This is a genomic window from Corynebacterium aurimucosum (assembly GCF_030408555.1).
Lineage (GTDB): Bacteria > Actinomycetota > Actinomycetes > Mycobacteriales > Mycobacteriaceae > Corynebacterium > Corynebacterium aurimucosum.
In genome coordinates this window covers 765,565-778,507 of the sequence record NZ_CP047048.1, presented here as the reverse complement: position 1 = coordinate 778,507, position 12,943 = coordinate 765,565, and the positions used below count along the sequence as shown (strand labels likewise).

At 62.4% G+C, this 12,943-nt stretch carries 8 protein-coding genes; 1 reads left to right on the top strand and 7 read right to left on the bottom strand.

Annotation, left to right across the window (positions count from 1 at the left end):
• Window positions 1-35 precede the first annotated feature (35 nt).
• Complete coding sequence (locus CAURIM_RS03665) at window positions 36-866, top strand: hypothetical protein (protein WP_201828575.1); 831 nt, start codon at window positions 36-38, stop codon at window positions 864-866.
• 6 nt (window positions 867-872) lie between these two features.
• Here the strand turns inward: CAURIM_RS03665 and CAURIM_RS03660 are convergent, their stop codons facing one another.
• From CAURIM_RS03660 to CAURIM_RS03630, 7 genes are read right to left on the bottom strand one after another with little or no spacing between them, the layout of a single operon-like run.
• Complete coding sequence (locus CAURIM_RS03660; RefSeq protein WP_201829624.1) at window positions 873-2,924, bottom strand: ATP-dependent DNA helicase UvrD2; 2,052 nt, start codon at window positions 2,922-2,924, stop codon at window positions 873-875.
• Window positions 2,896-3,630: an NAD(+) diphosphatase gene (locus CAURIM_RS03655; protein ID WP_010189149.1), complete on the bottom strand. Its 735-nt coding sequence runs from the start codon at window positions 3,628-3,630 to the stop codon at window positions 2,896-2,898. The genes CAURIM_RS03660 and CAURIM_RS03655 overlap by 29 nt, the downstream gene beginning before the upstream one ends.
• A complete protein-coding gene (locus CAURIM_RS03650) occupies window positions 3,630-4,742 on the bottom strand; it encodes a potassium channel family protein (RefSeq protein ID WP_070446120.1) in 1,113 nt (370 codons plus the stop codon). Before CAURIM_RS03650 ends, CAURIM_RS03655 begins: the two co-directional genes overlap by 1 nt.
• Window positions 4,743-4,784: 42 nt before the next feature.
• The gene (locus tag CAURIM_RS03645) at window positions 4,785-7,997 is read right to left on the bottom strand and encodes an ATP-dependent helicase (protein WP_201828576.1); all 3,213 of its coding nucleotides are present in this window, start codon (window positions 7,995-7,997) and stop codon (window positions 4,785-4,787) included.
• Window positions 7,990-11,166 carry an ATP-dependent helicase gene (locus CAURIM_RS03640; RefSeq protein WP_425551764.1) on the bottom strand — a complete coding sequence of 1,059 codons (3,177 nt, stop codon included), beginning with the start codon at window positions 11,164-11,166 and terminating at the stop codon, window positions 7,990-7,992. The genes CAURIM_RS03645 and CAURIM_RS03640 overlap by 8 nt, the downstream gene beginning before the upstream one ends.
• Window positions 11,167-11,169: 3 nt before the next feature.
• The gene (locus CAURIM_RS03635) at window positions 11,170-11,943 is read right to left on the bottom strand and encodes a hypothetical protein (RefSeq protein WP_201828577.1); all 774 of its coding nucleotides are present in this window, start codon (window positions 11,941-11,943) and stop codon (window positions 11,170-11,172) included.
• A gap of 29 nt (window positions 11,944-11,972) precedes the next feature.
• Window positions 11,973-12,914 carry a DUF3152 domain-containing protein gene (locus tag CAURIM_RS03630; protein ID WP_201828578.1) on the bottom strand — a complete coding sequence of 314 codons (942 nt, stop codon included), beginning with the start codon at window positions 12,912-12,914 and terminating at the stop codon, window positions 11,973-11,975.
• Window positions 12,915-12,943 lie beyond the last annotated feature (29 nt).

Below are 12,943 nucleotides of genomic sequence, written 5' to 3'. Positions count from 1 at the left end.
CACACCTGGGGTGGGGCACAACGGGGAGGACAGTCTTGAGTGCACAGACGTACATGCTGGCGCCGGAAACCACGATTCTTAAGCGCGAACCTGGAATGCTCCAGTGCGGGATGGATGCCACGCGCGTCGGCGTGTTTGAAGCCCACCCGCAGCTGGCGGGCTTGCTCAACAGGCTGCGCACGCCGCTGACCCGACAAACTATTGAAAAGTCCATTGAGAATACGGGCATGAGCCCCTCAGCTGCCCGCAGCTTAGTGGAGGATCTGATTAGCTACCGAGTTTTGTGGCCGGCGCCCCGGCCGCAGCGTGTGGCTGTGCTCGGGACCTCCGCCCTGGCCAATGAGCTGCGCGACGTCCTGCTTGGTGATTCCTTCCAACCACGCTCTCCTCTCCACAGCGAAACCCCAGCCGAGTACATCGCAAACGTGGCCGGGCACCTGCCTATCGTGGCTGTCGACATGCTGGATGGCGCCACGGAATGGGCACAGGCCCTGCGCAATACCCCAGCCACCTGGTTGCCGGTATCTATGATCGATGCCCGCGGCATCATCGGACCAGTTCGCATCGACGGGGCTGGCCCCTGCCCGCTGTGCGCGCATCTGCACCGCATCGAATCAGACGAGCTATGGCACGAGGTGGCCCACCGCGCCGCGACAGTGGAAGCGCCGGGCGACCCCATCGTGCGCACTGCGATAGTGATGCATGCAGTGGTGACTATTCGCCGGCTCTTGGGAAGGCCGGCCCCGCCAGGAGCGCCCGGTGGCAAGCCGCTCGCCGGCGAACTCACGGAGATAGACCTCTACGGCCTAGAACAACGGAGGCTTCTCATGGAACATCCTCGCTGCACGTACTGCGCTGCTTCTTAGTTCCTCTTAGCCGCGGGAAGAAGCAATGATCTGCAGAACCTCCGCGCCATAGCGCTCCAGCTTGGAGGGGCCCACCCCGGAGATATCCAGCAGCTCCGCCTCGTTGGCTGGAAGAGCCTCCGAAATCGCTTGCAGGGTGGCATCAGAAAAGACGACGTAGGCAGGAACCTGAGAGTCCTTCGCCACAGACGCCCGCCACGCGCGCAGCGCGTTGAAGACATCCTCATCACCCTCATACTCGCACCACTCATGGCGGCCGAGGACCTTCTCTGCCGGGCTGCTGAGCTGCCCCGAGCACACTCGGCAACGGCGCGGGCGATAGCGACGGTTCGAGGACTGGCTTTCCTCGATTCCCGGGACCACGCCGTCCAGGAAGCGGGTTCGCTCACGTGAGGCCCGCGACCCAGTGGTCTTAGCCAGCGCCCACGACAAGGCTAGGTGCTCGCGGGCACGGGTAATGCCGACATAAAACAGCCGGCGCTCCTCTTCCACGTGTTCATCGCCGGCCTTGATGGCGTGGTTAATGGGCAGGAGTTTTTCGGTGAGCCCCACAAGGAACACCGCATCCCACTCCAGGCCCTTGGCAGCGTGAATGGTAGCGAGGGTCACGCCCTCCATCGTGGGGTTGTGCTTGTTTTCGGAGCGGCGGTGCAGCTCACCCAATACACCAGGCAGGTCTATCCCCTCGTGGTCCTCCACGATCTGCGCGATGAGGTCCACCAAGGCCGTGAGCGACTGCCAGCGCTCGCGGGCCTGCGCACCCTGCGGTTCCGTGGCGGACAGCCCCAGCTCCACGAAGGCCGCACGTGCCACAGCCACCGGATCATTCGGCAAATCATCGCGGCGCGTGGCAGCGATGAGCACGCGGATGGCCTCTAAAATCTCTGGGCGGCGGAAGAAGCCTTCGCCACCGCGGACTTGGTAAACCACTCCAGCGTCAGCAAGCGCCTGCTCAAACTGCTCTGATTGCGCGTTGATGCGGTAAAGAATTGCGATTTCGGAAGCCTTCACTCCCTGGTTCAGCAGGGTCAGAACCTGGCCCGCGACCTCCTTGGCCTCAATCTCCTCAGACTCATAGGCCTTAAACGTGGGCTCGGGTCCAGGCTCGCGCATGCCCTGCAACTCCAGGCGGGTCCCCGCCGCGCGGCCCGTGGCCTTCGAGATGACCTCGTTAGCCAGGTCCGTCACTTGCGGGGTGGAGCGGTAGTCTCGCTGCAGCTTGACCACGGTGGCCTGCGGGTAGGTGCGGGAAAAATTCAGCAGATACTCCGGGGAAGCACCGTTGAAGGAATAGATGGTCTGGTTGGCATCGCCCACGACCGTCAGGTCATCGCGCTCCCCCAACCAGGCCTCCAGTACTCGCTGCTGCAAGGGGGTGACGTCTTGATACTCGTCCACCACAAAGGTTCGGTACTGCTCACGGAAGACCTCCGCCACCGCAGGCACGTTCTCGATGGCGCCGGCGATGTGCATGAGCAAGTCATCAAAATCGAGGTACATGAGATCCGGGGTGGCCTTCATGTCCTCATAGCGGCGGAAGACCTCCGCCACCTTGGCCGGATCCCCCGGCGCCTCGCGGTCCGTGGATTCGATGACACCGGGATAGCCCTCGGGGCTAATCAGTGAAGACTTTGCCCATTCGATTTCCCCCAGGAAATCACGAATCGTGTCCTTGTTGTTGTCCAGGCCAAGCGAGCGGACCGCGCGGCCGACCAGGCTGAACTTGTTGTCTATGAGCTGCCAGGGCAGATCCCCAGCAACCTGCGGCCAAAAGTACTTCAACTGGCGGCGCGCTGCGGCGTGAAAGGTTTGGGCTTGTACTCCCCCAACGCCCATCTGGTTGAGCCGCTCGCGCATTTCACTCGCGGCGCGAGAGGTGAAGGTGACGGCCAGAACGCGCTGCGGGTTGACGAAACCCTGGTCCACCATGTGAGCGATGCGATAAGTAATCGTGCGGGTCTTACCCGTTCCGGCACCCGCCAGGATGCAGACTGGGCCGCGCGGCGCCGTGGCTGCGGCTCGCTGGTCTTCATCGAGCAGGGACAGATCCGGTCTCATCACCGTGGAACCACTCCATAATCATCGTGTGTGCAATTGAACCCTTGCGGGCAATGGTCAGTTCTGGCAGCTCAGCGCGGGACACCCACCGCACTTCTGCGAGCTCTTCGTCAGTATCGCACACGGGCTGGACATCCTCCGTGACCGCGGAAAAGCCCACCATCAAGGAGCCACTAGGAGGCCAGGGCTGCGAGCCCCAATAGGAAACTGACTCAACGCGACGACCGGTTTCCTCAAGTGCCTCGCGGATCATCGCTTCTTCAAGGGTCTCGCCGGGATCGACATAGCCGGCGATGAGTGAAAAGAATCCTGGACGGTGACGGTTGCGAGCCAGCAGGATACGGTCCGACTCCGCGTGGTGAATGATGCCGATGACGGCGGGATCCAAGCGGGGAAAGACGAGGCGTTCGCCATCGTGTCCCACGGCCCCGGGCGCAGGGTAGGACAACTCCCGCCCAGTGCGTGGATCAAAGCGCGCTTCCCGACGGTTACGGATCAGATGCAGGGCTTTGAGAATGTCGCGCTGACCGTTAAAGAAGGTGGCATCGCGCAGTGTACCGAGCCGCTCGGCGGCCTTGGACTCCACCAGGAAAGCGTGAATATCTCCGGCCGCAACCACGATCTCCCCCGCCGGCTTAGCCAGAAAGACCGGCTGGCCTTGTGGCGATACCGGGACAAGGCCAGTCTCGGTGACGGGCAGGAACATTAGTTGCCTTCATCCTCGTCTTCATCGGTATCTTCCGCAGCCTGCTGCATCTCATGCTTGATATAGAGCAGGCGGTCACCAGGCTTGAGTGCATACGCGTCTGCCGTATCGACACGGTGTAGCTCGTTGTTGCGCAGAACCGCCAGAACAATGTCGGCGAGGTGACGTGGATTGGAGCCCACTTCGAATTCGCGCACCGCACGCTCGGCCACGGAAAAGCCCTCGTTCGGCGAGAGGAGGTCCTCCATCATCTCCACCACCGTCGGTGTCACGGTGGCTAGGCCCAGGAGACGTCCGGCGGTCTCTGCGGAGGTGACCACCGAATCGGCACCGGATTGGAGGAGTAGGTGGCGGTTCTCGGATTCACGCACGGAAGCGACCACCTTGGCCTTGGGGTTGAGCTCGCGCACGGACAAGGTACACAGCACCGCGGTATCGTCCGTGGACGGAGTCACCACCACCGACGAGGCGTGCTGCGCGCCGGCGATGCGCAGCACGTCTTGCTTGGTTCCGGAGCCGTAAATGGTGACGAGGCCGTGGTGCTCGGCGCTGGCTAGGGCCGCGCGGTTGTTGTCAACAACCACGATTTGGGAGGCGGGAACGTCATCGGCGATGAGGGCGGCGACCGCACCAGCGCCCTTAGTGCCATAGCCGATGACAACGGTGTGGTTACGCAATTGCTTTCTCCAATTCTGGATTTCAAAGGTGCGGCGGGCTCGATCCGTCAGAACCGACAAGGTAGCACCGACCAACAAAACAAGGAAGAGCAGGCGGGCCGGGGTAACGATAATGAGGTTGATGAAGCGCGCGGTGGGGGTGACGGGAACGATATCGCCATAGCCCACAGTGGTCAACGACACCGCTGAATAGTAGGCGGCATCGAGGAAGGACAGGTCTTCGCTGTAGCCATCACCGTCGAAAAAGACGATGATGGTGACAAAGACCATCAGCCCCATAGCCCAGATAACTCGGCGCGCCAGTTGCTTCCACGGGCTGGTGCTCGCGGTACGCGGAATCGTGATGACGTCAAGCAGCGCATGGTCAGGCTGCGAGGTCAGCTCTACCTGCGACAAGAAACGCGACGTAATGCGTTTGCCTAAGTGCTTGGGCACGAAGCGCCAACCTCCCTAGATGATGCGGATTTCCTCGTGAGACTACCTTAGACTCAACCCTGGTGACGTGGAAACTGCAGAGCTTAAAAGCTCAGCCAACCGTGGCCCGGTGGGCAAGTCCTCCGGCTCCAAAAGATAGTTCTCATGCACGTAGTAGAAAACCGCGCGGACAGTCCCCACGCCATGGATGCGCCGCCATGCCTCCGCATAGACGGCGAGCTGAATCTGCGCCGAGTACAGAGCAGCACCCTGGGGGCGGCGGCCAGTCTTCCAGTCCACGATGAGCCACGAGCCATCCGGCTGTTGGAATACCGCATCCATGCGGCCGCGGACGACGGAATCGCCAATGGTGATCTCGAAGGGGGCCTCTACGAAAGCCGGCGTGCGCTGTGCCCACTCCGAAGCTAGGAAGGACTCCTTGAGGGACTCCAAGTCGTGGTCCGGTTCATCATGAGAACCGGGCAGCTCATCCTCCCCCAGCAAAGCAGGCGCGCCGAAACGATCCTCCAGCCACGCGTGGAAAGCAGTGCCGCGCTTGGCGTAGGAATTAGGTTTGAAGGGGATGGGGCGGCGCTGGCGGCGTGCGAATTGGGTGGGGTCTGCCGACATGGCCACCATGTCAGAGGCCGTCAGCTCGCCGGGTAGTTCTACATCGACCACCGGGGCCTGCAGCGCTTTGTGCTCTTCAATGAGCGCGCTCGCCTCTTGTTCCCAGAGACCGAAGACTTCGCCATCGCGCAGCGGAGGGAGGTTCTCCATTGCCGCGCGTACCGCCTCTGCTGCCTGCAGCGCTTCCGACTGCGGGTTCAAAGAAGGGAAAGAGGCCTCAACTGCACCTCCTTCCTCCTCTTCCACAGGGATGTCGGGGATATCCCAATGGACAATCAGCTCCGGATGCTTATCCGCTAATAACTGCAGGTAGGAATAGGGGCCCTTCTTGCTCTTTCCCTTGAGTCTATTCGTGCCGGAACCAGTCACCGTCAGCGTGGACTCGGTGCGGGTCATGGCCACGTAGAAAAGACGTGCCGCTTCCTCTGCTTGGAACTCGCGGTTCTGTTCTTTGAAAGCTGTGCACGCCTTATCAAAGTCAGAGCGCGTCACCGCATCCTCGGGCACATCGATGACGTCCTCGTCACCTGGGGCCTTTTCGATCTTGGTCAGGAAGGTCTCCGCCTGCGCCTTGTAGCTCGAGGAATCCGCATGCGCCACGCAGACGTGTTCCCATTCCAAGCCCTTGGCCTTGTGCACCGTCATGATCTGCACGCGGTTGCGCACAAGCGGGACCTCTCCCAGCTCGAGCCCGTCTTCCTTCTCTTTAGCCAACTCAAGATAGTCCAAAAGGCCAGCCAAGCCATCACCGTGGAAGCCCGCGACAAAGTCGGCGAAGGCGTCGAGGTGCGTTGCCCCGCCCGGCTTGCCTGAGGCGAGGACTTCGGTGCGCAAGCCGAAGAGAAGCTCAATATCGGCCACGATGTCGTTGAGAGTCTTGCCCAAAGAATAGGTACGGAGGTAGCGCAGCTTAGAGGAGACCTCCTCCATGCGCTCCAAGCCTTCGGTGCTGTAGCGATCGCGTTCGCCGAGGTCTGCGAGGGCGTCGGCAAGCCCCAGCACCTGGTCCGGCCCCTCCGCGGTAATCTCCTCAACCTGGGCGGCTAGGTGCGCCAGGGGATCACCGCCTTCCCACCGCGTGCGGCCTTCGGTGGCGCCGGCGAGATTACGCTGACGCGAATGCAGCGCCTGGATATCGGCGATGCCCAGACCGCACATCGGTCCGGTCAGCACACGCAGCGCCGCGGCGGTGTCTTGTGGACGCACCAAAAGCGTGGCTACCGCCACAAGATCTTGGATCTCCGGCTGCCAGAGAAGTCCACCGAGGCCGAAGATCTCGTTGGGCACACCGACCTCATCCAAGGCAGCGGCGATCAACGGCGATTGCTTATTGGTGCGCACGAGTACGGCGGCATTGAAATCCTCGCCTTCCGGCGTGGACTCATAAAGCTGGCGGAGATGCTCAGCGATGAAAGCGCGCTCCTCGTCCTCAGAAGCGAAATAGCCCAGCTCTACCTTGCCGGCCGGCGCCGTGGGCTTGGGCGACAGCTCATCTACTGGGCGCTCGCCGGGGCTTGAGGAGAAGAGCTTCGACGCCACGTCATTAGCCAAGCTGAGTACCGTCGAGGGATTACGCCAGGAGGTGGTGAGTTGGTCCTTCGGGGCCGGGGTGCCGTCCGGCTGCGGAAAGTCTGTGACAAAAGCTTCCAGGTTTTCCGCCGTCGCGCCACGCCAGCCATAGATGGACTGCATGGGGTCACCCACCGCGGTAACTGATAGACCCTCACGCTCGCCACCGAAGAGCGAGCGCAGCAAGATGCGCTGCGCATGGGAGGTGTCTTGGTACTCATCCAACATGATGACGCGGTAACGCGCGCTTTGTTGCTCACCTAAGAGCGGGAAGTTCTTGGCCAGCGTGGCGGCGATGGACATCTGCTCACCGAAGGTGATGACCCCGCGCTCCGCTTGTTCCTTCTTGAGAGCTTCCACCAAGGGCAGGTACTCCAGGCGCAGGCGTTGGGTATCCAGGTATTTCTGCAAGTCCTTGCCGAACTCGCCTTTGGTCCTCTTGCTCTTTTCTAGGTCCTCAGCGGTCTTGCGGAAGATGTCCTCGTGCTCATAGAGATCCTGCGGATTCTTAAGCTCTCCGTCCATCGTTTCCGCGAGCTTGAGCAAGGTAGCGGTGACCGTGGACACCGCATTATCTGTGCTGAGCGAACCCGAGTAATTGCTGACCACCTCGTGGGCGATGGCATAGCGTTCCGCCTCGGTGATGATTCGGGCATTCGGCTCGACCGGCATGAGCAGGCCATACTCGCGGACAAGATCACCCGCATAAGAGTCATAGGTGGACACGTTTGGCGCGATATTTTCCACTGCTTCTGCCGCTGGGCTGCCCGGGGCAAGGATTCCAGAGGAACGCAGGGTTAGCAGCTGGCGGCGGATGCGCTGCTCTAGTTGCTGGGCTGCCTTGCGGGTAAAGGTTAGGCCAAGGACTTGCTCAGGCCGCACGAGCCCATTGGCCACGAGCGATACAACACGCGAGGCCATCGTCTCCGTCTTACCAGCGCCTGCGCCGGCCACGACGAGCTTCGGTCCAAGCGGGCCATCAATAACGGCGGCCTGTTCCGGGGTGGGCGGAAAGGGCTTGCCCAGCGCGGCAGCCAGCTCCTCAGGGCTGAAGTGTTGAGCGGGATTCTTAGGCATCGGTCACCAGACCTCCTTCATTCATCACAGGGCAGATAGAGCGGATCCGGCAGCGATCACAATCAGCGTTTTCACGTGCGGTCAGGTCCGGACCACGCAGCTCAGCCACGAGTGCGGGCAGCGACTGCGCAAATTCTTCGAGCTCTTCAGGAGGCTTGGTGGCTTGCTCCCGGGTGGACACGGCGGCAGTACTGGAGCGCGGATACACCAGAACACCTCCGCCACGCGGCAGGCCATCACCGGTCCGGATAGACACAGCCTGCGACTCGCCGCCAGGTTCCGCGGGTGCTGTAACAAGCGCGCCGTGTGCTAGCGCCAACTGGTATGTCATGAGCTGGGTATTGTCTTGGGCGCGGGCCGCCGACGGGACTTTTGTCCCCGTCTTGAGATCCACCACGACATAGTCTTCCCCGGCCTTCGCCAACCGGTCAATGAACCCGCGAATGGTGACATCGGAGCCGATGTCCACGTTGACGGGGACCTCAACGCCAACGGGTTCAAGTGATGTAGAGCTCGAGAGCACCCAACTATGAGTGCGGTCGATAAGGCGCTCAAAGTCCACACGCTCAGCCTCACGGTGCCACGCTGGCCCCTCCACAAGCGCATCGAAGGCATCGAGCACTAGCCGCTTCGCAGGCTCGGCGGCAGCACCGCGCCCCAGCGCTTCCAGGAAAGCATGCGCCAAATTACCACGTAGCAGGTTGATGTTCGCAGAATCATCCTCCACGAGCTGCCCGAGCACCGCGTTGAGCGGACACGTGAGCAAGGCATCGACCCGGGATGGCGACACCGTGCTCGAACCACGCAGCGGCAATTCCGAAGCCACGCCGCGCGCGGCCCACCACTGAGCCGGATGCGCCCCAGGGACCCCAGCCTCCGCCAAACGGGCCAACTGCCGGACCGCCTGGGAACGTTCCGCCTCATTGGTCTCCGGATCAGTTGCACAACGGCGCAGTTGCGCCACAAACGCGGGCACCGAGAGTACGGAGACATCGAGAGGATCGAGCTCTTCCTCCCCACTAGCAGCACTGGGCAGCGTCACCGGATTCGGCTCCGGCACCTCGAGGCCCAACTCACGTGGCCAGGCCTGGCGTGCGAGGCGCTTGCCCGCCTCCCGGCGCGCTTGTGCGCCGGGAACATCAACGCCGCGAGCGGAAAGGAACTCGTCGATGAAACGCGAGGGTTCTTCCACGACATCGCTCTCCGGTGAGTCCACCGCCACGATGAGCAGCCGTTGCCGGTGACGGGTAGTGGCCACGTGGAAGAGACGGCGCTCCTCCGCCAAGCGCCCCGACACGTGGCTGACTGGGGTGCCGGGAGTGATGCCGCGATCCAGCACATCGATGAGATCTTCTTGCCCAAAAAGAGAGCCGGTCTCCCCTACCGAGGGCCATGTTCCTTCCTGAACGCCCGCCACGATGACGGTGTCCCACTCGCGCCCCACTGCGCCGTGCGCGGTGAGGATTTCTACTGCATTGGGCAAGGCTGAGCGGCGATCCCGCACGCCGGTGGGCAGTTCTTGCTCCGTGATGTGCAGAATGAAGGACTCCAACGACGCCGCCGGACGACGCTCGGCGTAATCGCCGGCGGCGTCGAACAAGGCCATCATCGCGTCCAAGTCACGGTCCGCCTGCGAACCCGCGGCACCGCCGCGCAGGGCTGCTGCCTGTAGGCGTGTATCCAAACCGGTGGCTTGCCACACTTCCCACAGGACTTCCTCAACAGCAGCGCCTTGCTGCAAGGCCGCGCGCCCGGCAGACAGCACCCCGCGAATACGCGCCAAAATCGCTTCCTCGCGCTCGGTGAGGAGGTTATTGAAGTCCGGCAACTCACCGTCCAGCAACTCCCGCAGTGTATTCATTCCGCGCTGCTCCGGCTTCCAACGGCGCAGGCCGCGGATGAGCCTCCGCAGCGTCACCGGATCAGCGCCGCCCACGGGACCGGTAATCAGGTCCTCGAGCTCCACGGGCTCAAGCTCATTTTCCAGAGCACGCAAAGCCAGAAGTACTGCTTTGACCAAGCGCTGCTCAGCGAGCACCACGTCCGTGGGGTTGATGTGCACCGGCACGCCAGCAGAAAGCAGCGTGCGACGGGCAGATCCAATATCCCCGGTAGAGCGCACGATCACTGCGATATCACGCCAGTCCACGCCGTCTTCTAAGTGCCGGCGGCGAACCGTATTGGCCAGGACATCACGCAAGGTGCCGCGGGAATCCACGACGCTCACGCACGCCGGGGACGGCCTGCGGTACGTAGAGCTCAGGCGAAGTTCGTTCTCTGCCTTCCAGGTGGTGAGGAATTCCAAATTAGCACCACGGAAGGCGAAGACCGCTTGGTCGGGGTCACCGCCAATCACGGTGAGGCGTGCAGTTTTCGCCAGCTCCGCGATCAGCTGGCCGGAGGTCGGGTCCAGCAACTGCGCGTCATCGACCACGATGGTGTGCCACGGGTGCTCGCGCAACAGCTCTGGGCGCAAAAGCACTTGGCTGACCAGCTCCGCAGCGGAATAGGAATGCGAACCCGCCAGCGCTTGAGTGCGCTCATACTCGCGCAGGAAGTCTCCGGCAGCAACCCACATGGGCCGGCCGTAGCGTTGTCCCAGCTCCTCCAAGTCCGTCGGTCCGAGCCCCCGTTCGATGGCACGCAGCAACAAATCACGCAATTGGCGCGCAAAGCCCACATACTCCAGGGCCGGGCGCATCTCCTCTGGCCACGCGCCCCGGCGATCGGCCGCATGGCCCTGCAGCAGCTCACGAATCACTGCATCCTGTTCCGCACCAGTGATGAGACGCAGCTCCTCCTCGCTACTGTGGCGCAGAAGCGCAAAAGCCAATGAGTGCACCGAGCGCACCATCGAAGTCTGTGCGGCGTAGTCATCGAGGTTTTCTGCTAACTCCCGGCGCAGCAACGAGCCGGATTCCTTGGATGGGGCGACGACGAGGATGCCGGAGGCATCGGCTCCAGCATTGAGTTGGGCCAAGACAACGTCGATCAGCAGGCTCGACACCCCTGACCCTGCCGCACCCAGCACCCGCCAGGTACCTTGCTGTGGCAAAGGAACATCCCACTCGCGCGACGTGGCGCGGCGGCTTCGGGGAATGAGGCGGACTTCCGGCGAGGGAGGAAGCGTGACGCCGGTACGTGTGGGGGATTCGCTGCTGTACTTCACGCCCTATAGTGTGTCAGATGCTGCGGACACGAGGGCCTCTTCGACCCTTTCAATATTCGAACGCACGGTCGCTTTGGAGCGCGGGTGCAGGCTATTGACGTAACGGCGATACGCCACTGCACGCAAGAGCAGCTGCTGTATGCCGGGAACCGACGCAAAGCGGGCAGAAATATCATCATCCACTGCGCCTGCGATGAGGCCATCCACTATGACCAGCGCGGCGGACCAGCCAACCGGGCGCGGTGCCGCGGAAGGTACGATATCGGTCAGCGCTGGCGGGTTCGCCCCAGAGAAAACCATGGTACCCAGCACGTCCATGTGGGCGGTGACAAGTGGGAGCTGCGCAAGCTCAGCATCGGAATAGGCCTCGCCGCTCTCCTCCCACGCTGCCCGTTCTGCCCGTGCGAACACATCATCGCGCCGGTCCACCGTCGGCAACGGCGCCAACTCGAGCGCTTCATCAAGGCGCAGTGCCATCTGCGCAGTCTCATCGATGCGCCCCCGCAACTGCCCCTCCACGAACTGCGTGGCTTTCCACCCGGCAGCAGTGTAGCGCCCATCCGCCGTCAGCACCGGCCGGGCAATACGTGCTCCCGGCAGGCTGAGCTTCTCGCGGACCTTGGCGGACCAGCCAGTCCACGGCCGAGCCTCGGCGAAGACAATATCGCCCACGCGGATCCCGTTATCCCACGCAGGGCCCACAAGCTCACCCTGTGTTCGGCGCGGGTGAAACTCGGCGTTGAAAGCAGCAAGAACGGGCTCAGGTGGCAATGGCATGGGAAAACAATCCTTAGGTTTGGGGCGACCTACTCAGGCTTAGCGTGATCAGAATTAGCCGGGTTCGGGTAGGGCCACGGGTTCGGCTCGCACGTGACATCCTCGTCCGGATAAACCTCGTTGGGTTCCTTCTCAAAAAGCTTGGCGTTGTTCAAGCTCAGCGTTTGCTGCATCATGACCGGTGCGAGTTTACCGTCACCGCCGCAGGGTTGATGGGCCGCAAAACCGATAGCATGGCCAAACTCATGGTTGATCAGGTACTGACGGTAGTTGCCCAAGTCTCCTTCAAAGGGCGTCGCGCCACGCACCCACCGAGACTCGTTGAGGTTGACCGCGGACTCCCCCGTAATGGTCGTGTGACAGGAGGTTTCTGATTCCAACTGCGCGCCGCACAACTTCGCCGTGGTTCCCAATGACGTCAGACGGATGTGCGTATCAGGGTTGTCATCGGCTTTGACGTGGATGAATTCAAAGTCACCGTTGGCCGTCCACCCGCGAGGGTCGGCCAGAGTGGCGTCAACAAGCGCAACGACAGCACCGTCCCCACCATATGCGGAGGTGTCGATGCCGTTTTCAATCTCAACGGAAAAGCGGATGGTTTGCTTCCCGCCCTTGCCCGCGTGCATGGTAGACGGCCCTGCATCGCGGTAGGTTTCCTCACCTTGCTCGGTGAAGTCACCGCCAGCGGGCAAACCATCCTTGGCGGCGGCCACCGCACTGGCATTGGCGGGATCCGGCCCCTTACGCGAGGAGGCGGATGCGGCAGTGCTGCTTGCCGACGTCTCCCCTGCCGCCGTCACCTCCGCCTCCTGGGCGGGCGAGCGGAAAACATCAACCAGCACCCACACAGTGATGACGACCATGACGGGGATCGCCACCACGCGCCACCAGCCGTACTCGCGCGCGAAGCGCTCCACCGCTGAAAGGCGCTGTGGGTGCTGCTTAAAATCCGCGGGATTCTCCATGGCCATTTAGGCTACCCGCTGAGCCAGCGCGCGCG

Coding starts and splice junctions, on each gene's coding strand:
- CAURIM_RS03660 (WP_201829624.1), bottom strand. CDS start 2,924: ATGAGACCGGATCTGTCCCTGCTCGATGAAGACCAGCGAGCCGCAGCC.
- CAURIM_RS03645 (WP_201828576.1), bottom strand. CDS start 7,997: ATGCCTAAGAATCCCGCTCAACACTTCAGCCCTGAGGAGCTGGCTGCC.
- CAURIM_RS03655 (WP_010189149.1), bottom strand. CDS start 3,630: ATGTTCCTGCCCGTCACCGAGACTGGCCTTGTCCCGGTATCGCCACAA.
- CAURIM_RS03635 (WP_201828577.1), bottom strand. CDS start 11,943: ATGCCATTGCCACCTGAGCCCGTTCTTGCTGCTTTCAACGCCGAGTTT.
- CAURIM_RS03630 (WP_201828578.1), bottom strand. CDS start 12,914: ATGGCCATGGAGAATCCCGCGGATTTTAAGCAGCACCCACAGCGCCTT.